This window comes from Synechococcus sp. MU1642 (assembly GCF_020514115.1).
In the GTDB taxonomy this organism is placed as follows: domain Bacteria; phylum Cyanobacteriota; class Cyanobacteriia; order PCC-6307; family Cyanobiaceae; genus Parasynechococcus.
This window is the reverse complement of record NZ_VTKZ01000005.1, coordinates 46,057-64,778: the sequence shown is the minus strand read 5'-3', so window position 1 is coordinate 64,778 and position 18,722 is coordinate 46,057. Positions and strand designations below refer to the sequence as shown.

Here is an 18,722-nt window from a genome sequence, read left to right as displayed (position 1 = left end):
GTTGCGGGAGGAACGGTTTGGGCCTCGTAGGTTTTCCTTTGTAGACCGCAGCCAGTCATGGGGACCTCCCTTTTCCCCTTCGCCCTCACTCTTCTGGGTGCTGTCACGGCAGCCCCTGATCCGCAGGTGATGCGCGAGGAACCCTTTCAGACCGCGCTTGCCTCTATGGATGTGGCCGAGACGGAGCAGGCCTGTCTCGATCCCCGCATCGCCAACTCCGATGGCCGTCGCCAGGCCTTGCGTGATCGGCTTTTGGCGCTGCATCCGGTCATCGATTCGTTGGAGCTGGTGCTGGCGAATGCCGAAGCCCTGATGAGCTGCGGTGCCCCCGAAGCCTCGGCGGTGGTGCTCAACCGCTACAACCCCCGGGCTGGCAATGAACGGAGGCAATGGTTGGTGTTGCGCTGGCGGGCTGCCGCCGCTGCTCTGGATCACCGCCAGGCGGCTTTGGCGCTGCGCCGTTTGGTGGATGGCAACCTGAGTGCCCTGGACGCGCCTCTATTCCCTGATCAGCTGTTGCCGGATCAGGGAAATGGGCTGGATCAGTTGGCTTTGCATGAAGCGGCCTTGGGCCGTAACGCTGTGGCTGTGGAGGTGCAGCTTCTAGGGGACCTGAAGGGCCTGCAGGGGGCGAAACGACTGGCGCGAGCGGCGCAATGGCTCGATGCGGATCACTTCGAGCAGGCTGATCAACTGCTGGAAACCGCTTTGGATCAAGCGGCGGTAGCGGAGGCCTGGGGACTGGCCATGGACCTGCTCCATCAACAGCTCCAACTGCAGGTGGCAGCTGGGGGCGATGGCGAGAGGCCGCGGCAGCGGATGCAGCGGCTCGCCACTGTTCTGAATGACCGCTATGCGCTTCAGCAACTGAATCCTGAAGCCGAGCCCGATCCGCTGCTGCGTTCACCTCGGGATCCCGGGGGCCATGCTGATGTAAGACCGTCAGCCGTTGCACCGTCGCCATGACGCCCGATCACGGAGAGCTGCTCTACGAAGGCAAGGCCAAGCGGGTCTTCGCCAGCACGGATCCTGACCGGGTGCTGGTGGAGTTCAAGAACGACGCCACCGCCTTCAATGCCCAGAAGAAAGCCCAGCTGGACGACAAAGGTCGGCTGAACTGCCAGATCTCAGCGCGGTTGTTCGAGCTGCTTGAGCGTGAGGGGGTGACTACCCATTACTGCGGTCTTGCCGGGGAGACCTGGATGTTGGTGCGTCGGGTAGAAATCATTCCCCTAGAGGTGGTTCTCAGGAACACCGCCACCGGATCGCTGTGTCGTCAGACGCCGATCGCGGAGGGCACAGCCATCGAACCCGCCTTGCTGGATCTTTATTACAAAGACGATTCTCTTGGCGATCCACTGCTGACTGAGGCGCGCGTGCAGCTGCTGGGGGTGGCCAACCCTGCGCGACTGTCAGCGATTGAACAACTGGCCCGCCGGGTGAATGCGGTGCTGTTGCCGTTCTTTGAGGGACTTGATCTGCAACTTGTGGATTTCAAGCTGGAGTTGGGGCTTGCATCGGATGGAACGCTCCTGCTCGCCGATGAGATCAGCCCTGACACCTGCAGGCTCTGGGATCGCCGCAGTAGCAACGTTGAGGACCGGATTTTGGATAAAGACCGCTTCCGCAAGGATCTCGGCGGGGTGATGGAGGCCTACGGGGAGGTCCTTAAACGGGTCCAAGGCAGCAGCCCCAAGCCCAGCAACTGCCTGTAAGGTCAGCGCACGTTTTTGTGGCTTCGGCCCAGCCTGCGTCTAGATGACCCGCCGTTCGTCCCGCCGCCCCTCGGTTGCTGTTGGTCAGACGGTTCTGGGTCTGATGCTCGGGATCCCCTTGGTGGCTCCGCCGGTTATGGCACAGGAGGCCACGCCTGCGAACCAATCCGTTGAGGCGAAAGAGATCGTTGTCGAAGATGCTGTGGTGGAACAGCCTCGGGTTCTGATCTCCGAGGTGTTGATTGAGGGCATTGACGGCCACCCGGAAGAAGAACGTCTTCAGATCTCCACTTACGACGCCATGCAGGTGCGTCCGGGGATGCGTGTCACCCGCGAGGAGCTCAAGAACGATCTGAATGACATTCAGGCCACGGGATGGTTCTCTAATGTGCGGATCGTTCCTCAGAACGGACCTCTTGGGGTTCAAGTGGTTGTTCAAGTGGAGCCCTTCCCTCCGCTGAGTGCTGTGGAAATCAGCGGCGACGATGAGGATCTCCTCTCGGATGCGGTGATTGAGGAGACGTTTGCCTCCGATTACGGCCGCACGCTGAACCTCAATAATCTGCAGCAGAGGATGAAGTCCCTGCAGTCCTCAGTGGCCGATCAGGGCTATTCCCTGGCTCGGGTGTCCGGTCCAGAACGGGTCAGCCCTGAGGGTGTGGTGACGCTGAAACTGCTCCAGGGCAATGTGTCTGGTGTTGAGGTCAAATTCCTCACCCAAGATGGCGATGACACCGATGAGAACGGCAATCCCATCCGAGGTAAGTCCAAGGAATGGGTGGTTACCAGAGAGGTTTCGATCCAACCTGGTGATCCATTCAACCGCAACCAGCTGGAGCGGGACATTAAACGCTTGTACGGAACCCAGCTGTTCAGTGATGTGAAGGTGACATTGCGTCCAGTGCCCGAGCAGCCTGGCGATGTTGTGATTGTTCTTGGCATCGTTGAGCAGTCCACAGGACAGCTTTCCGGCGGTCTTGGCTACAGCCAAAGCCAGGGTGTGTTTGGCCAGGTGCAGCTGCAGGAAAGCAATGTTTTTGGTCGTGCCTGGAACCTGAGCACAAACATCACCTACGGCCAGTACGGCGGACTGGCCAACCTCAGTTTCACAGATCCTTGGATCTATGGCGACAAGCACCGCACCAGCTTCCGCACGTCGGTGTTCCTGAGTCAGCAAGTGCCTCAGGTGTTCCAGAGCGATGACAACGGTTACATCCGTACTGCGAAGGACTACGCCGACAACGGCTCCAACAAGGCCTATGAGACTGGCCGTAGTTATGGATTCACCGATGGAGATAAGGCTCCGGACGACGTCAACAAGGCCGACAGCGAGTACCCAAACCGCAGTTGGTACGACTACGAGGGCGACACGGTGGTGCTGCGCAGGACCGGTGGCAGTTTCTCCTTCTCCCGCCCGTTAAACGGAGGCGATCCTTACAAGGACGACAAGTGGAATGTGCTGGCCGGCATGTCCTTTGCTGAGGTGCGGCCAGTCAACTTTGCAGGAAGTACTCGGCCTTACGGCGTCTCCACCAACAACCGTAAGGATGGAGTGGTCGACGGTGATGACGTGATTTGCGTGGCGTACAACTGCGCCGACAGCAACACCCTTGTGGGACTTCGTGTTGCCACCACTTACAACAACTTCAATAACCCTCGTAATCCCACCAGCGGCAACTTCTTTACCGCCGGAACCGAGCAGTTCCTCGGCATCAACAACGACTCTCCCACCTTCAACCGGCTGAAGGCGAGCTATACCCAGTTCTTCCCGGTGGACTGGCTGAAAATCCACAAGGGTTGCCGTCCCAAGCCCGGTGAGCAGGCCGATTGCCCCCAGGCCATCGGTGTGCAGGTCAAGAGTGGCGCGATCATGGGCGAAGCGCCCCCATACGAAGCATTCTGTATGGGTGGATCCAACTCCATTCGGGGTTGGTACGACTGCGATCTTGCAGTGTCGAAGGCCTTCAGCGAACTCACGATCGAGTACCGCTTCCCGTTGATCAGCATCTTCTCCGGTGAGGTGTTCATGGATGCCGGTACTGATTTCGGCACCCAAAAGGATGTGCCGGGCCAGCCCGGCCTGCTGCTGGATAAGAGCGGCTCCGGTGTTTCCATGGGCACCGGCGTGATCGTTACAACGCCAGTTGGACCGCTCCGCCTGGAAGTGGCTAGCAAAGATTTCTCATCTGATTGGCGCTTCAACCTGGGCGTGGGCTGGAAGTTCTAGTGACCAGCTGGCCTCAGGACTACTCCGCTGCCTGGACATTGGCGTCGGTGACATCACGCTCTGGCGTCGGCCTCCACAGCGGAGCTGAGGCCATGGTGGAGCTTCGACCGACGGATCAGCCAGGGTTTCACATGCATTTGCCAGGGATGGAGCAGCCGATCCAGCTACGGCCGGATCAGGTTCGCGACAGCCCGTTGTGCACAACCTTGGATCTGGGCTCCAGCACGGTGTCCACCGTCGAACATCTGCTGGCGGCCCTCGCTGGTTGTGGGCTCAGCCATGTGGAGATCGGTCTCAGCGGCCATGAAGTTCCTTTGCTGGATGGTTCAGCCCTGTGCTGGGTAGAGGCCATCTCCGCAGCTGGTTTGGCCCCTGCAGCGACACCGAGGCCGGCTCCACCCCGGTTGGAAAAACCCCTGTTGCGCACCCGCGGCAACAGTGTGATCACCGCCACCCCGTCGGATCGCTTTGGTGTTGTGGGCATCATCGATTTTTCGCAGGCGGCCATCGGCCGTCAGCAGTTCGCCTTGGAGCTCACGCCCCAACGCTTCGTCGATGAGATCGCTCCGGCACGCACCTTTGGTTTCCGGGAGCAAGTGGAGCAGCTGCGTGCTGCCGGTTTGATCCAGGGCGGAGCCCTGGACAATGCCCTGGTCTGTGACGGTGATCAGTGGATGAATCCACCGCTGCGGTTCGAGGATGAACCGGTGCGCCATAAGCTCTTGGACCTAATCGGCGACCTGGCCCTCGTCGGTTTTCCCCAGGCACAAGTTCTTGTGTACAAGGGATCCCATGGTCTTCACACCGATCTCGCAGCCGCTTTGTGACTGAATCCACCACCCCAGATGTCGTGCTCACCAGCGAACAGATCGCCGGCTTGCTCCCGCACCGTTATCCCTTTGCTCTGGTGGATCGGGTCATCGCCCATGAGCCCGGGGTTTCGGCTACGGCAATCAAGAACGTGACCATGAACGAGCCCCAGTTCCAGGGGCATTTCCCTGAGCGTCCGCTGATGCCAGGAGTGCTGATTGTCGAGGCGATGGCGCAGGTGGGTGGTCTGATCGTGACCCAGATGCCCGATCTGCCCAAGGGACTGTTCGTTTTTGCAGGCATTGACGGGGTACGCTTCCGGCGCCCTGTGGTTCCTGGAGATCAGCTGGTGATCCGCTGTGAACTGCTCAGCCTCAAGCGCAAACGCTTCGGCAAGGTCAAGGCCGAGGTCACAGTGGACGGTGATTTGGCTTGTTCCGGAGAATTGATGTTCTCCCTGGTGGACTGAGCGGGATGTCGCAGCAAACGGCGTCACAGCAGATCCACCCCATGGCGGTGGTGGACCCAAAGGCCGAGCTAGCTGCCGGCGTGGTGATCGGCCCTGGTGCGGTGGTCGGCCCCGAGGTGGTGATCGGAGAGAACACCTGGATTGGTCCCCATGCCGTTTTGGACGGACGGCTGACTCTTGGTCGCGACAACAAGGTGTTCCCTGGTGCTTGCCTAGGTCTTGCGCCGCAGGATCTCAAGTACCGAGGTGCCAACACCGAGGTGTTAATCGGTGATGGAAACACCCTGCGGGAATGCGTGACTATCAACCGTGCCACCGAAGAGGGTGAGGTGACCCGCATCGGCAACGGCAACCTGCTGATGGCTTACTGCCATCTGGGGCACAACTGCGATTTGGGCAACAACATCGTGATGTCCAATGCCATTCAGGTGGCGGGCCACGTTGTGATCGAAGACCATGCGGTTATTGGTGGCTGTCTGGGAATTCACCAGTTCGTTCACATCGGCGGGATGGCGATGGTGGGCGGCATGACACGCGTCGACCGAGATGTTCCCCCCTACTGCCTGGTGGAAGGCCATCCGGGCCGGGTGCGGGGTTTGAACCGTGTGGGGCTGCGGCGCAGGGGCCTGTCTGCCAATCACGAAGGCGCTGAACTCAAGCAACTTCAGGAGGTCTGGACCCTGATGTATCGCTCTGACCTGGTGATTGCCGACGCGCTTCAGCGGGCCCGCAGTCAGTCGTTGCTGCCGGCGGCAGAACACTTTTGCCGGTTCCTTGAAGCCTCCACTGGTCAGGGCCGACGCGGGCCGATGCCGGTGCAGGTACGCTGATGATTCGGCTGCTGATCAGCACCGGAGAGGTCTCCGGTGATCTGCAGGGCAGCCTGTTGATTCGCTCCCTTCGGTTGGAGGCGGAACGACGGGGGCTTGAGCTTGAGGTGCTGTCCCTCGGTGGCCCGCGCATGGAGGCGGCGGGTGCGGTGTTGATCGCCGACACCGCTCCGATGGGGGCGATCGGCCTGTGGGAGGCCGTCCCGTTGATTCTTCCCACGCTGCGGCTGCAGGCCCGGGTCGATCGGCTGCTAAAGGACCGGCCACTTGATGGGGTCGTGTTGATTGACTATGTCGGAGCCAATGTGCGTCTGGGCACACGGCTACGGAGGCAGCGGCCCGAGCTGCCGATCACTTACTACATCGCCCCCCAGGAGTGGGCCTGGCGCTTTGGCGATGGCAGCACTACCCGTCTTATTGGCTTCACCGACAAGATCCTGGCGATCTTCCCGGCGGAGGCCGAGTTCTATGCCGCCCGCGGTGCGGATGTGAGCTGGGTTGGTCATCCCCTGTTGGACAGCTTCCAGAACCTGCCTGATCGCGCCAGCGCCCGCCGCCAACTGGGTCTGGATCCTGAGGCGCCGGTGCTGTTGCTGCTGCCGGCCTCGCGGCCCCAGGAGTTGCGCTACCTGATGCCACCGTTGGCCCAGGCGGCGGCCCTGTTGCAGCAAAGCCATCTTGATCTTCAGGTGGTTCTGCCCGCTGGGCTTGCGCAGTTCGAAGCGCCCCTGGCTGCAGCGCTGCAGGAGGCCGGCGTGCGCAATGGCCGGGTGATTCCCTCCGCTGAAGCCGATGGGCTGAAGACCACCCTCTGTGCGGCGGCGGATCTCGCCATAGGTAAATCCGGCACGGTGAATCTGGAACTGGCCCTGCAGGGGGTTCCTCAGGTGGTGGGTTACCGCGTCAGCCGACTGACGGCCTGGGTTGCCCGCCACGTGCTGCGCTTCCAGGTTGATCACATCTCCCCGGTGAATCTCTTGCTCAAGCAGCGGTTGGTACCGGAGCTGCTGCAGGATGAACTCACCGCCGAAGCCCTGGTGGAGGTGGCGCTTCCTCTGTTGACCGCTACCTCTGAGCGCCACGCCATGCTGGAAGGGTATGAGCGGCTGCGGGCCACGCTGGGTGCTCCTGGGGTGACCGAGCGGGCTGCCAAGGCCATCTTTGATCAGGTGCTCGGATGAAACGAACGCTGCTGCTGTTGTTCACCTGCCTGATGCTGCTCAGCTGGCCCCAACAGGCCATGGCTGAGTTGCAAACGGCGGTCTTTGCCGGGGGCTGTTTCTGGTGTCTGGAACACGACCTGGAGGATCTGAGTGGGGTGCGTGATGCCGTGAGCGGCTACAGCGGCGGGCAGCTGGAGCACCCCACCTACCGGCAGGTGAGCAGTGAGAGAACCGGTCACCAGGAAGCGGTGCAGGTGCGTTTTGATCCGGATCAGATCAGCTACGCGGAGCTGCTGCGCAGCTACTGGCGCAATGTGGATCCACTGGATGGCGGCGGTCAGTTCTGTGACCGAGGCGATTCCTATCGGCCAGTCATTTTCACTTCTGCTGATGCCCAGGCTCAGGCCGCTGAGGCCAGTGCGGCTGCGGCGGCCCGCGAGCTCGGACAACCACGGTCTGCTTTGAAGGTGGAGCTCAAGCCGGCGGCTCGCTTCTGGCCCGCCGAGGACTACCACCAGAACTACGCGGAGAACAACGCCGTCAAATACAACTTCTATCGGTTCAGCTGCGGTCGTGACCGCAGGCTCGACAGCGTCTGGGGCGACAACGCTCGTTCCGGTAACGTCTGGGGGAATTAGAGCTCAGTTCCTGTTGCCTTAAGGCCTCAGCCTTCCGACGCCATAGTCGAGCAAAAGACCAACAGCTCCTCCGATTCAACCAGCTGTCAGTTGCATGCATTGAGTCCAGCTGAGCCGGTCTGCGAACACCGGTACGGCTGAGACAACGAACAGCACAGCGCTGTGACCAGCACGGCATCTAGCAATCTGTTGCCGCGTTTCATTCTGTACACCACCTCCTTTCACAGGTGGTTTCCCTCCGGGCTAGTCGTTCGCATCGAGTTCACGCTCAATGCGGTTGAGTTCCTGTTCTGCAGGGGATCGATCCATGCCTAAAGGATGGGAGCCTCAATCTTCTGCAGAGCGCCCCCGGATGCGTGCACGGTCGCTCAGCCAGATGATCACCCGCGTGATCGCCCGTGCGAGGACTACACCCAACTGGATCGAGAGCAGTTGCTCCGCAGAAAAGTAAGTCGGGACATCGGCAAGTGCCGGATGCCCCTCAATATGCTGATCTGATACAGGAATGCCTAGGGACTGTTGCGATCAGTCGCTTGCTTTGGCGTCCTTGTTCTTGTCTTTTGCTGGCTGTGTTGTGGCCTGAGGCTTGGATGCTGTCTTGCAAGCCAAAGAGGCTTCCAGGCGCTGCAGCTGCGCTTCGCGCAGTGCATCTGAAATGATGAGAGTGCGGTCAGTCATCGATTGGCGTTCTCGACAGCGGCAGGCTCAGGGCCTGGTGCAATCGAAAGTGGGCCTGCAGATAAGAAGACTGACGAAACCTAGACGCCAATGGACCCAAGTCCAGGGAGCAAAAGTACTTACGTCAGTGTCTGGCAACACACCCGCACCCAAACGCCAGTGCGGTCTATGGGTTGCCAGACCCGGACCGCCATGGCTTTTAGTACAGAAATACTATTTTCATGGGCAGCGCATGTCGGTTGACCACAGCGATCTCGCGGTGAAGGTGGAAGCTCCATTCCTCCATGTCCGCCCAGGGCGCTTTGTGATCGTTGGCGGAGACCAGCTCGACCAAGGGGATTGGTGGATGGGGCAGGTGATCTTCTGTGAGGGGAGCGCCCGTCACCCCAGGCTTCTGTCTCTGTTTCAGGTGGCTGATGTGGACACGGGTGTCATCACGTGGATCAATGCCGATGCGATTTCTGACGTGATCTGGTCGATGGATGGATGGCCTGACAGTGCGGTCGTCCGTGAGGGTTGCTGATTAAGAGGCGGTGTATGTCCGCGTCAACAACGCGGGGTTGACGGTTGTCCTATAAAGGCTGTGTAGCAGTTGCTACAGAACGTTCACCCCTTTAGAGGGGCGCAGACGCTCCAAGCCACGGAACGGGGACTTGGATTTCTTCGAGGAACTTCCAATGACGGCACTTCTTTATCGAGGTCACGCCTACGCAGCAGCGGCATCAGCACCCAAAGCCTGCGTTGAGCTGACCTACCGACGCGAGCATTACAACACCTGCCGGGAGGAGGTCGCGCGCGACGTGCACCCCACCCTCACCTATCGAGGCGTTTCTTACACCAAGTAGGCCGAAGCTTCTTTCAGGCCTTGCCCCTGCCATTGGCGGGGGTTTTTTATTGGGTCGCTTGGTAGATCGCCGACCACGATTCGAGCGGGATTTCGTCATTGTGTGCGGGAGACAATCAAAGCCCGCCAGTGGGAACGGACCTCACCGCCATCGTGATCTCCTCGGTGTTTCTTGGGGTGGGATTTGTGATTGCCAAGTTCTTCCCGGAAGCAGCATTGTTGGCGGCGGTGTTCTTGGTGGGGCTGGCGATTCTCAATATCGCCCTTGTCCTTGTGGCCTGATGCCCAAAAAAAGGGGTGTTCCCTAGACACCCCCGCGTTCGACGCGTTGCCCCTTCACCGAAAGAAGTTCTCGAAGGATGGCCTGTGCTTCCGTTGCTGGTCGTCGCCATCACGACAAAACGGTTCTGGTGTGAGGTGAGGGACCCAAGAAAATGGAGTCGTCCTCTGCGGGCGCTCCCGTTGCGTTGACAAGGGTCGCACCATGAACATGTTCGTTGTGAACTTCTCCATGGCCAATGTCCGCGAGATGGTCAATACCCATCTGCCTGTCGCGCTCAAGTTGATCAACAGCGCCGCCCTGGTCGCGATCGCGCTCTCGACGCTCTGTGTTGCGGGTTCTTTGCGCGAGATGTCAGGCAGGTCTCCTGCTCCAGCGGCTGTAACTGACGTCAACTGAGCCCGATACCCCTGGAGTGATACGAGGTCTCGCTCCAGGGGAGGGCGAGCCGACCATTACTTGATCAAATCCGGTCAAATTCCTTAAGAAACCAGCACTCAACCTGTTGAAAAGATTAAGCGCGACAACCTGAATGATTCAGCAAGTTCTCAGTGAACAGACGGGTTTCCAGCCATCGACCAAGGTCGAGCCCATGCTTACGATCAGGCGGTGAGAGGAGGGTTGTATGTATTTGCTGACCATTAAGGATGGTCTTGGCACCCGTCATATCGGTCCCTACGAGTCGCCGAAGCACGCGTCGGATGATCTTGATCGGGTATTGGAAACTTGCTCCGAGCGAGCAAGGTGGCAGATCCATGCGCTTGAAACACCCGACCGTTCCCTTGAGCTGCAAGCGGTTGCATCCTGATTGGGCGCGTCCCGATTAGTCCTGACGTCGCCCCGGAAAACCTCGGGTCAGTCCGCTGTCGATCATCAAGCCGATTCCGGCGTTGATGCAGATCAGGCTGAGAGTTCCGTACCAGAACCAGGGGCCTCCTTCCTTGCCCAGCATCTGAACCACCTTGCGACTCACCGCTTCGCCGAACAGGCAGAGCCCCACCGGGAGCAGAAGCACCCCCAATTGGGCCTTGATGTACCAGCGCACCGGGGAGCGGCTCATGACTGGGCTAGCACCCAGTTCACCAGGGTGCGCACTCCGTATCCGGTGGCACCAGCGGGATTGACCCCTTTGCCCTTGTCACTCCAGACCGGTCCGGCGATGTCGATGTGGGCCCAGGCGGTGTCTTTGGCCACGAACTCCTTGAGGAACAGGGCGGCTGTGATCGAACCGCCTGGCCGCGGGCCTGTGTTCTTCATGTCGGCCAGCAACGACTTCAATCCATCCCTGTAGGACTGCCGCAGTGGCATGCGCCAGAGGCCTTCACCACCCGACTGAGCAGCGGCATCGAGGGCCTCCGCTAGGTCGTCATTGTTGGACCAAAGCCCGGCCATCTCATCACCCAGGGCAATGACGCAGGCTCCGGTGAGGGTGGCCAGATCCACTACGGCATCGGGCTTCTGCTCGCAGGCGTAGAGCAGCGCATCGGCGAGGGTGAGGCGGCCTTCGGCGTCGGTGTTGTTGATCTCAATCGTCATGCCGTTGGCGGCCGTGACGATGTCGCCAGGGTGGACTGCGGAGCCGTTCACCATGTTTTCGCAGGAGGCCACCACCATGTGCACCTCAACGCCGGCTGGCTTGAGTTCAGCGATGCTGCGCATGGCACCGAGCACAGCGGCACTGCCCCCCATGTCGAACTTCATCATGTCGATCTGGGCTGCCCCCACCTTGAGGTTGTAACCGCCGGAATCGAAGGTGAGGCCTTTGCCCACCAGGGCAACGCGACGTTTCACTTCGCCCTCGGGGCGATAGATCAGGTGGATGAACTTGGGGGGGAGATCGGAGCCCTGGCTTACGGCCAGGAAGGCGCCCATACCATTGGCTTCACAGTCGCTGCGCTCGAGCACCTTGAGCTCAAGGCCGTGGTCTCGGGCCATGCCAGCGGCTGTGTCTGCTAGGGCTGCTGGGGTAACCACGTTCGGGGGGGCAGCCACCAGTTCCCGGGCCAGTTCCACACCGGCGCAGGTGGCATTGACCGAAGTGAAGCCGCTGGCGGCGGCAGGGTCGAGGTCGATCAGCTCCAAGGCGTCGGGGATCCGGCGCGGGTCTGGCTCCTTGCGGAAGCGCTGATCTTTGTAGAGGCAGAGCCGCACTGCCTCAGCGCAAATGCGGGCGGCTTCTGTTGCATCGGTTCCTGTCCAGGGCAAGTGCAGGCCGAGGTTTCCCTCACAGCCAATGGAGGCCTTGGCAGCACGGGCGGCGGCGCCGCGCAGGCGGTCGGTATCGATTCCATCGCTCTCGCCCAGGCCCAGCACCACCAGGCGCTGCGGGCCCCCACCCAGGGGCGTGATCACCAGCTGGTCCCCAGGCTTGCCTTTGAACTCCTGCTGCTTGAGAGCATCGGTGATGCCGGCAAAGCGTTGTTCCAGGGCTGTTGCCGTGGCATCGACATCGCCCTGGGGCAGCCCCACCGCCAGCACATCGCCGTTCCATGCGTGCAGGCCGGTGGAGGACAGGGAGAAGCGCATGGGTGGACGCATCAACAGAGGACGAGCGTAGCGATCCCGCGTGTTGGCTTCGGCTTAGAGGTCTGCGGTGAAGGGGGTGGCCCAGCGTTGGCGGGTTTCCTTGTTGAACGGCGGCCACCAGCGTTGGATCAGCTGTTGTTCCAAGGCTCGCCGGGCCCGGGTGGCCCTGGGCACATCGCAGCTGAAGCGGATGCTCAGCTGAGCGCTGAGCTCACAGCGCTGCAGGGCTTCGCCGTAGGCGGCGAGGTAGGCCTTGCAGTCGTGATCGCCTTTCCAGCGGCGCTCGGCGGCAAGGGTTTCGCCCACATAAAGCAGAAGCGGGTGCTCCAGCTGGGTTGGCCTGTCCATCACCAGGTAGATCGCTGCTCCGCGGTGGGAGGGCTCCGGCCAGCGCCAGAAACTCATCGCCAGGGGTGTCAGGGCCAGCGGATCGATGGCCGCAGCAACGTCATCTAGGTCGGAACCGAATAGATCCCCCTGGGTTGCTCCGGCGCTCTCCCCGCGGAACAGCGGCGCCTGATGGGAATGCAGACGCTCCTGCCAGGCGAGCAGCTGCTCCCGTTGCAGGGGCAGGTCAGGCCCGTTGCTGAAGGCCAGTGTGCCGGTGGAGAACAGATCCCCCTGCATCAGGGCAGCGGCAGGCTGGGCCCGGCGCGTCGGCTTCCGAAACTCACCCGGCCGATCAGGGCTTCAACGCTGCTGGCGGGTAGGCAGAGTCGCTCCTGCAGATCAGCCAGGTTCTTGAAACCGGCGCGTCGGCGCTCCCGTATCAGGTTGGCCAGTCGTTGTTCCGGCCAGCCGAGCAGAGTCAGCTGATCGGCGCTGGCGTTGTTGATGTCGAGGGGAGCAGCCTGGGGCTGATGTGGAGCATCACCGTGCCACTGGAAGAGGAGATGGGGTGTCCAGAGCCTGATCAGATCGCTCGGCAGCTCCAGCAGCCGGAACAGATCATCGGCGCAGGAAAATTGCACACCCCCCTGTTGCAGCCGCACCAGCAAATCGGCTGTGTCCTGACTGCAGCCCGGCAGTTGCAACCACTGATCGCGGCTGGCGCGATTCACATCCATCATCCAGGAGGAAGGCTCGGGGGCGATCGGTAGTGGCAGAGCTTGTGCTGGACGGGCTGGCGCCGGCAGCTGCCCAGTGGCCTGAAGCACCCGTCTGGCTAGGGGATCCAACCAGTGGCTGCGGGGCATGCGGCTCAGCAGAGATGGGCCGACATTAACGAGGGTGCTGGGGCTGCGTCAGCGCAGCTTTCGAACGAGATCCTTGCAACCCCGCTATTCGTCGATGTAGCTGCGCATTAGATCGTCCTGGCCGTGAGCGGTTTTCAACTCGTCTCGGTCGGTGCCGCTTACCCCCTTGCTGAGCAAGAAGCGGTTGGCGATGTCTTGTGCCTGGGCGGGTTTTATATGCTTAGTTTCGATCAGGCATTGGCTTCGGCGATGGTGACCAAAGCTGTGGTGCGCTCGCTGGCGGCGAAGTCTGCCTGTTGAACGAGGCTGCTCACGCTGAGAACCACCAGTGCTGCGGTGGCGGCGCGTTGGACTATGGCGTCAGGATCCTTGGACTTGCCTCAGGATGGACCTTCAGGATGAGGGGGTCCAGCGGGGAATCGGCAGCGGTGGATCCACCAAGTTGCGCTGAAATGCGATCAGCACAGCCTGGGTGCGGCTTTTGGCATGAAGTTTGCGCAGCAGTGCTGTGACGCAGTGCTTGGTGGTTTCAATCGAGAGGTTCAGCTGATCGGCAATCTCCTGATTGCTGAGGCCCTTGCAAAGGCCGCGCAGCACGTCTTCTTCCCGCAGGCTCAGCACGTCGCTGAGGGGATGTTCGATTTTTCCTGAACCGCGGCCGTGGTTCGCCACCCCGGCAATCACAGGATCCATGTGGCTGCCATCGCTCTCTATGGCGCGCAGAACGCTGAGCAGGCCGCCGTTGCCGATCCGCTCATGGCTGCAGAGCCCCTCGCATTGCGCCTTGGCTGCGGCGTGAATTGTGCTCAGCAACGGGCGCTGAATCAACATCAGGCAGCGCAGGGAGGGCTGGCGTGCCTTGGCGGCTGCTACCAGAGAGGGGCCCTGACCGCGCTCGAGCTGGTCGCTGCAGATCAGCAGATCAGCGGCCGTGCTGCTGAGGCAGGCGAGGGCTTCCGCTTCGGTGCTTGCGGCCCCCACGAGGGAGCCGATGCCAGCGAGGCTGTGACCCAGGCCGCTGATTAAGACGCGATCGGCGCTGGCGACCACGATGCGACGCCCCTTCAACAAGGGCCTGTGGCGTTGAGGAAGCTCACGCATCGCGGCCAGCTGAGGGGTGAAGTCCACATCCTGTAGGCAGCCCGAATCTCACCATGAATCGGATGCCGCAAGAGGGCGGTGATGGTCAGAAAGACCGTACAAAAGGCTTCAGTGCAGGCCAACGCAAGGTGCGGCGATCACCCCCGTTGCCAGTTGCGAATCCTTGGCAAACTTTGCCGAAGCAGTGATTAATGCCGACGATGGCTTTCTTCGATTCCGACATTGTTCAGGACGAAGCCAAGCGCCTTTTCAGCGACTATCAGCAGCTGATGCAGCTGGGCAGTGAATACGGAAAGTTCGATCGAGAGGGCAAGAAGAAATTCATCGAGACGATGGAGGAGCTGATGGGCCGCTACCGAGTGTTCATGAAGCGCTTCGAGCTCTCGGAGGATTTCCAGGCAAAGCTCACCGTGGAGCAGCTGCGCACCCAGCTCAGTCAGTTCGGCATCACCCCCGAGCAGATGTTCGAGCAGATGAACTCCACCCTCGAGCGGATGAAGGCCCAGATCGAGCAGCCCCCCTCCAGCTGAAACAGCCCGAGCTGAACCAGCACTCGTACGATCGCCAGCACCCGCTTGTTGCGCCTTCCCATGCCGGACTCCACCCCGTCTTTGCCTGATTGGCTGTCCCGGGGCATGGCCGATCTGTTCCCGGCCGGAGAACCCAGTGATGTGGATCAAGCCCTGGCGGCCCGGTTGGCCCACGCCGAAAAGGAAGGGCGGCCGCTGCGGGTGAAGTTGGGCATCGACCCCACTGGTAGCAACATTCATTTGGGCCACAGCATCCTGTTCCGCAAGTTGCGAGCCTTCCAGGACGCGGGCCACACGGCGGTGCTGATCATCGGTGACTTCACCGCCAGGATTGGGGATCCCACCGGCAAGAGCGCCACGCGGGTGCAGCTCAGCAAAGAGCAGGTGGCCGCCAACGCCTCCACCTACCTGCGCCAGTTGGGGCAGGACCAGCCCAAGAAAACCGCGCTGCTCGATTTCGAGACCCCTGGCCGGTTGGAGGTGCGTTACAACTCCGAGTGGTTGGAGGGCATGGACCTGCCGGCAGTGATCGGCCTGCTCGGCACCGGCACCGTGGGCCAGATGCTGGCCAAGGACGACTTCTCCAAGCGCTACGGCAGCGGCACTCCGATTGCCCTGCACGAATTCCTTTATCCGCTGCTGCAGGGCTACGACTCGGTGGCGGTGAACGCTGATGTGGAGCTGGGCGGCACCGACCAGAAATTCAACGTGGCCATGGGCCGCGATCTGCAGCGTCAATTCAACAAGGGCACCCAGTTCGGCCTACTGCTGCCGATCCTGGTGGGTCTCGACGGGGTGCAGAAGATGAGCAAGAGCCTCGGCAACGTGGTGGGCTTGGAGGAAGATCCGCTCTCGATGTACTCCAAGCTGGAGAAGGTTGGCGATGGGGCGATCGATGACTACGTCATGTTGCTGACCGACCTAGATCTCGCTTCGTTGCCGGAGAACCCGCGCGAGAAGCAGAAGGCGATGGCCTTGGTGGTGACCGCCAGCCGCCATGGACTGGCAGCGGCGCAAAAGGCCCAGAGCGATGCCGCCACCCTGGTGGGAGGAAGCGGTGACGCCGGCGCGGATGTGCCCGAGGCCTCCCTGGCAGAGGTGAACTTCCCGGCCAAGGCTTTCTATCTGTTGAGTGCTGTGGGGATCTGCTCTAGCAGCAGTGAGGCTCGCCGCCAAATTAAAGGTGGTGCTGCGCGCCTGGAGGGGGACAAGATCACCGACCCCAACCAGGAGTTCGCCTCAGCGGCGGAACTGGAGGGCAAGGTGCTGCAGCTGGGTAAGAAGCTCTTCCGGAGGCTTGTTGCTTAATGGAGAACCTGCATCCTGCCGATCGGATCATCGTGGCGCTCGATGGCATGGTGCCAGAGCAAGCGCTGCGCTTTGCGAACCAAGTGGAGGGGCTGCGCTGGGTGAAGGTAGGCCTGGAGCTGTTCGTGCAGGCCGGGCCTGAGGTTGTGGGTCAACTGCGCGCGCAGGGGCTGCGGGTGTTCCTCGACCTCAAATTTCACGACATCCCCGCCACCATGGCTGGAGCCTGCCGGCGGGCAGCTGCGCTGGGGGCTGAACTGATCACGGTGCATGCCTGCGCCGGCAGCGAAGCACTCAAAGCAGCCGAGGCCGCGGCGGTGGACGGGGCCCAACGTGCTGGTCAACCCACCCCCACCCTGTTGGCGGTGACGGTGCTTACTAGTTGGGAGGAGCAGCGATTGCAACGGGAACTCGCCATCACCCAGGCCATCGCCGAACGGGTACCGGCGTTGGCGCAGTTGTCAGCGACCGCTGGGATCGGTGGTTGCGTCTGCTCACCCTTGGAGGCTGCGGCATTGCGGGCGCAGCACCCAGAACCGTTCGCCTTGGTGACGCCAGGCATTCGCCCCACAGGTGCTGCGGTGGGTGATCAGGCCCGGGTGATGGGGCCCGCCGAGGCCATCGCAGCGGGCGCCAGCCAGCTGGTGATCGGCCGGCCGATCACCAAAGCCGCAGACCCAAGCGCTGCTTTTGCACTGTGTTGCAAGGAGCTTTAGTCGACGCGCCTCACTGGGTTGGGTGACCCTGTTGCTTAAGGGCTTAGCTCAGGCCTTGGCCTTCTCTCCGATCTTAGGTTCAGTGCCTGCCAGCAGCCGTTCGATGTTGCTGCGATGGCGCCAGAGAACCATCAAGCTCGCCATCAACGACACCACCAAGTAGGCGCTACTGCCGCCTGAGAGCAGCATCAATAGCGGTAATCCAATGGCGGCCACCACGCTGGACAGCGACACGATCCGGAAGATTGAGATCACCGCCATGAACAGGCCAAAGCAGGCCAGCCCCACCGGCCAGGCAAGGCCCAGAAACATGCCCAGGCCGGTAGCTACCGCCTTGCCGCCCTTCCAGTCCAGCCACACCGGCCAGATGTGGCCAGCCAGCGCCGACAAGCCCGCCAGCACCTGCAGCCAGTCGTTCAAGCCAACGCTCTTTGCCAGCAGCACCGCCAGGACGCCTTTGCCCACATCAATTAGGAACACCACCAGGGCTGGGCCTTTGCCCACGTTGCGCAGAACGTTGGTGGCGCCGGTGCTGCCGGAGCCGCAGTCCCGTAGGTCGATGCCCTTGAGCAGGCGACCTGCTAGGTATCCGCTGGGTATGGCTCCCAGCAGGTAGCCGATGGCCAGGAGCAGCAGTGAGGTGAGGGCTGTTTGGATCACAGCAGGTCGTCGTCGTCGAGGCGTTCACCTGGTCCGGCCGCGAAGGCCAGCCAGAGGGGGAACTGAAGCACAGGGATGGAGACGCTGCGCTCGGCCGCATCGATCAGGATCAACGGCACCTCGCCCCGCTCCTCCAGCCGGTCGGCTCGCTCCACCAGGGCTTCTGGTCGCTCGAATAGCACGATGCCGCTGCTGGGGCCGAAGTCTTCCCGGCCCAGGCCGAGAGCATCCTGGAGCCCGCGCCGCCATTCGCCGAGCCGTTCAGGGCCGCCTGCCAGCACCAGGCACTGGAATTGATTGCCGTAGAGCTCGCCGATCATCGCGATCAGGGCCGCACTCACCAGAATGTTGCGTGGCCGGGTGCCGCGGCTGGGTTGGGCGCCGCGTCCGCCTTGATTGAAGAACCAGTCCTCCAGCAGGGCCGTATCGCGCGCATCGATGCTGCGCCTCAGATTCCAGGGGTCGGCGTAGACGTCGGGTTGCTTGAGGAAGCGCTCCAGTGTCTGGCGGATCAGCTCTTCGTCGGGACGGAAGGTGTCGGCCACCGCTGGCGGCGGTGTGATCTCACCGGGCTTCTCCGGCGCAGCTGCGTTGTCTGCCGCCTGATCGAGGGGGGAGGGCCGCACCACCATCGGCTGCACCACCAGCTCCAGGTTTTCCACGCTCTGCACCAGGTCCTGTAGGGCGCCACCCAGATACTCCTGGAAGCCCTTCACGCGGCGGGCGATGGCGTCGGATTGGCCGGCGAAGTTTGCCTTCAGTTCGGTCTTGAGTTGCTCTTTGCGGGAGGTCAGCGCGGTGATCTCCGCCTGCAGTGCATCACGGCGGTCTTGCAGATCCTTGAGGGCCAGTTCCAGGACGGGGTTGGCTGCTGCTGCAGCAGCAGGTTCCGTGCTGGTTTCGCCGCTGGATTCCGCCGGGGCCTGCTCCGCTTCAGGCGCCTGGGGGGTTAGGTCGGTGTCGTCGGGCATTGCGTCAGCTGCCGTGCTCTCCATCCCTCCATTCCAGCCGACCAGACCGCAGAAAAACAG

24 protein-coding genes are annotated in these 18,722 nt (G+C 61.7%); 16 read left to right on the top strand and 8 right to left on the bottom strand.

Annotated elements, in window-relative coordinates; translation table 11 throughout:
- Positions 1 to 57: 57 nt before the first annotated feature.
- Genes FZZ85_RS06775 through msrA form a run of 8 tightly spaced genes read left to right on the top strand, consistent with a single transcriptional unit; the run spans position 58 to position 7,852 of the window.
- The gene (locus FZZ85_RS06775) at positions 58 to 966 is read left to right on the top strand and encodes a hypothetical protein (protein ID WP_226413475.1); all 909 of its coding nucleotides are present in this window, start codon (positions 58 to 60) and stop codon (positions 964 to 966) included.
- Positions 963 to 1,715 carry a phosphoribosylaminoimidazolesuccinocarboxamide synthase gene (purC, locus tag FZZ85_RS06770; protein WP_226413473.1) on the top strand — a complete coding sequence of 251 codons (753 nt, stop codon included), beginning with the start codon at positions 963 to 965 and terminating at the stop codon, positions 1,713 to 1,715. The genes FZZ85_RS06775 and purC overlap by 4 nt, the downstream gene beginning before the upstream one ends.
- A 43-nt stretch (positions 1,716 to 1,758) precedes the next feature.
- Positions 1,759 to 3,942, top strand: a complete 2,184-nt coding sequence (locus FZZ85_RS06765) for a BamA/TamA family outer membrane protein (protein ID WP_226413471.1) — start codon at positions 1,759 to 1,761, stop codon at positions 3,940 to 3,942.
- Positions 3,942 to 4,769, top strand: coding sequence for a UDP-3-O-acyl-N-acetylglucosamine deacetylase (gene lpxC, locus FZZ85_RS06760; protein ID WP_226413469.1), 828 nt, complete (start codon positions 3,942 to 3,944; stop codon positions 4,767 to 4,769). The genes FZZ85_RS06765 and lpxC overlap by 1 nt, the downstream gene beginning before the upstream one ends.
- Positions 4,766 to 5,221 carry a 3-hydroxyacyl-ACP dehydratase FabZ gene (fabZ, locus tag FZZ85_RS06755; protein WP_226413467.1) on the top strand — a complete coding sequence of 152 codons (456 nt, stop codon included), beginning with the start codon at positions 4,766 to 4,768 and terminating at the stop codon, positions 5,219 to 5,221. Before lpxC ends, fabZ begins: the two co-directional genes overlap by 4 nt.
- 5 nt (positions 5,222 to 5,226) lie before the next feature.
- Positions 5,227 to 6,051: an acyl-ACP--UDP-N-acetylglucosamine O-acyltransferase gene (gene lpxA, locus FZZ85_RS06750; RefSeq protein WP_226413465.1), complete on the top strand. Its 825-nt coding sequence runs from the start codon at positions 5,227 to 5,229 to the stop codon at positions 6,049 to 6,051.
- Positions 6,051 to 7,232, top strand: a complete 1,182-nt coding sequence (gene lpxB, locus FZZ85_RS06745) for a lipid-A-disaccharide synthase (protein WP_226413463.1) — start codon at positions 6,051 to 6,053, stop codon at positions 7,230 to 7,232. Before lpxA ends, lpxB begins: the two co-directional genes overlap by 1 nt.
- On the top strand, positions 7,229 to 7,852 hold the full coding sequence (gene msrA, locus FZZ85_RS06740) for a peptide-methionine (S)-S-oxide reductase MsrA (protein WP_226413461.1): 624 nt from the start codon (positions 7,229 to 7,231) through the stop codon (positions 7,850 to 7,852). The genes lpxB and msrA overlap by 4 nt, the downstream gene beginning before the upstream one ends.
- Positions 7,853 to 8,377: 525 nt before the next feature.
- On the opposite strand, the gene FZZ85_RS06735 is transcribed toward msrA, so the two are convergent.
- Entirely contained in the window at positions 8,378 to 8,530 is a 153-nt protein-coding gene (locus FZZ85_RS06735; RefSeq protein ID WP_226413459.1) for a hypothetical protein, read from the bottom strand.
- A gap of 232 nt (positions 8,531 to 8,762) precedes the next feature.
- Here FZZ85_RS06735 and FZZ85_RS06730 point away from each other — a divergent pair, with 232 nt between their 5' ends.
- From FZZ85_RS06730 to FZZ85_RS06710, 5 genes are all read left to right on the top strand, one after another.
- Positions 8,763 to 9,053, top strand: coding sequence for a DUF3104 domain-containing protein (locus tag FZZ85_RS06730; protein WP_226413457.1), 291 nt, complete (start codon positions 8,763 to 8,765; stop codon positions 9,051 to 9,053).
- 154 nt (positions 9,054 to 9,207) lie between these two features.
- On the top strand, positions 9,208 to 9,375 hold the full coding sequence (locus FZZ85_RS06725) for a DUF4278 domain-containing protein (protein ID WP_226413455.1): 168 nt from the start codon (positions 9,208 to 9,210) through the stop codon (positions 9,373 to 9,375).
- Positions 9,376 to 9,503: 128 nt separating this feature from the next.
- On the top strand, positions 9,504 to 9,656 hold the full coding sequence (locus FZZ85_RS06720; protein WP_226413453.1) for a hypothetical protein: 153 nt from the start codon (positions 9,504 to 9,506) through the stop codon (positions 9,654 to 9,656).
- 202 nt (positions 9,657 to 9,858) lie between these two features.
- Positions 9,859 to 10,053: a hypothetical protein gene (locus FZZ85_RS06715; protein ID WP_226413451.1), complete on the top strand. Its 195-nt coding sequence runs from the start codon at positions 9,859 to 9,861 to the stop codon at positions 10,051 to 10,053.
- A 226-nt stretch (positions 10,054 to 10,279) separates the two neighbouring features.
- Positions 10,280 to 10,462 carry a hypothetical protein gene (locus FZZ85_RS06710; RefSeq protein WP_226413449.1) on the top strand — a complete coding sequence of 61 codons (183 nt, stop codon included), beginning with the start codon at positions 10,280 to 10,282 and terminating at the stop codon, positions 10,460 to 10,462.
- Between the two features lie 15 nt (positions 10,463 to 10,477).
- Here FZZ85_RS06710 and FZZ85_RS06705 read toward each other — a convergent pair whose 3' ends face one another.
- The 5 genes from FZZ85_RS06705 to FZZ85_RS06685 all read right to left on the bottom strand — a co-directional run bounded on the left by FZZ85_RS06705 (position 10,478) and on the right by FZZ85_RS06685 (position 14,477).
- Positions 10,478 to 10,714 carry a hypothetical protein gene (locus FZZ85_RS06705; protein ID WP_226413447.1) on the bottom strand — a complete coding sequence of 79 codons (237 nt, stop codon included), beginning with the start codon at positions 10,712 to 10,714 and terminating at the stop codon, positions 10,478 to 10,480.
- Positions 10,711 to 12,180 (bottom strand): leucyl aminopeptidase, encoded by a 1,470-nt coding sequence (locus tag FZZ85_RS06700; protein WP_226413445.1) that lies wholly within the window; start codon positions 12,178 to 12,180, stop codon positions 10,711 to 10,713. The genes FZZ85_RS06705 and FZZ85_RS06700 overlap by 4 nt, the downstream gene beginning before the upstream one ends.
- A gap of 54 nt (positions 12,181 to 12,234) precedes the next feature.
- Complete coding sequence (locus FZZ85_RS06695) at positions 12,235 to 12,807, bottom strand: GIY-YIG nuclease family protein (protein ID WP_226413443.1); 573 nt, start codon at positions 12,805 to 12,807, stop codon at positions 12,235 to 12,237.
- Entirely contained in the window at positions 12,807 to 13,376 is a 570-nt protein-coding gene (locus FZZ85_RS06690; RefSeq protein WP_226413441.1) for a hypothetical protein, read from the bottom strand. Before FZZ85_RS06690 ends, FZZ85_RS06695 begins: the two co-directional genes overlap by 1 nt.
- Before the next feature lie 393 nt (positions 13,377 to 13,769).
- Positions 13,770 to 14,477, bottom strand: a complete 708-nt coding sequence (locus FZZ85_RS06685; protein WP_226413629.1) for a response regulator transcription factor — start codon at positions 14,475 to 14,477, stop codon at positions 13,770 to 13,772.
- A gap of 200 nt (positions 14,478 to 14,677) precedes the next feature.
- Between FZZ85_RS06685 and FZZ85_RS06680 the strand changes: the two genes are divergently transcribed.
- The 3 genes from FZZ85_RS06680 to pyrF are packed head-to-tail and all read left to right on the top strand — an operon-like array spanning position 14,678 to position 17,031.
- Complete coding sequence (locus FZZ85_RS06680) at positions 14,678 to 15,007, top strand: DUF1825 family protein (protein WP_115131845.1); 330 nt, start codon at positions 14,678 to 14,680, stop codon at positions 15,005 to 15,007.
- A gap of 60 nt (positions 15,008 to 15,067) precedes the next feature.
- Complete coding sequence (tyrS, locus tag FZZ85_RS06675) at positions 15,068 to 16,315, top strand: tyrosine--tRNA ligase (RefSeq protein WP_226413439.1); 1,248 nt, start codon at positions 15,068 to 15,070, stop codon at positions 16,313 to 16,315.
- On the top strand, positions 16,315 to 17,031 hold the full coding sequence (gene pyrF / locus FZZ85_RS06670) for an orotidine-5'-phosphate decarboxylase (RefSeq protein WP_226413437.1): 717 nt from the start codon (positions 16,315 to 16,317) through the stop codon (positions 17,029 to 17,031). The genes tyrS and pyrF overlap by 1 nt, the downstream gene beginning before the upstream one ends.
- A gap of 48 nt (positions 17,032 to 17,079) precedes the next feature.
- Here the strand turns inward: pyrF and plsY are convergent, their stop codons facing one another.
- Both plsY and FZZ85_RS06660 read right to left on the bottom strand, forming a co-directional pair.
- Positions 17,080 to 17,691: a glycerol-3-phosphate 1-O-acyltransferase PlsY gene (gene plsY / locus FZZ85_RS06665; RefSeq protein WP_226413435.1), complete on the bottom strand. Its 612-nt coding sequence runs from the start codon at positions 17,689 to 17,691 to the stop codon at positions 17,080 to 17,082.
- Positions 17,688 to 18,686 carry a DUF3086 domain-containing protein gene (locus tag FZZ85_RS06660; protein ID WP_226413433.1) on the bottom strand — a complete coding sequence of 333 codons (999 nt, stop codon included), beginning with the start codon at positions 18,684 to 18,686 and terminating at the stop codon, positions 17,688 to 17,690. Before FZZ85_RS06660 ends, plsY begins: the two co-directional genes overlap by 4 nt.
- Between the last annotated feature and the right edge of the window lie 36 nt (positions 18,687 to 18,722).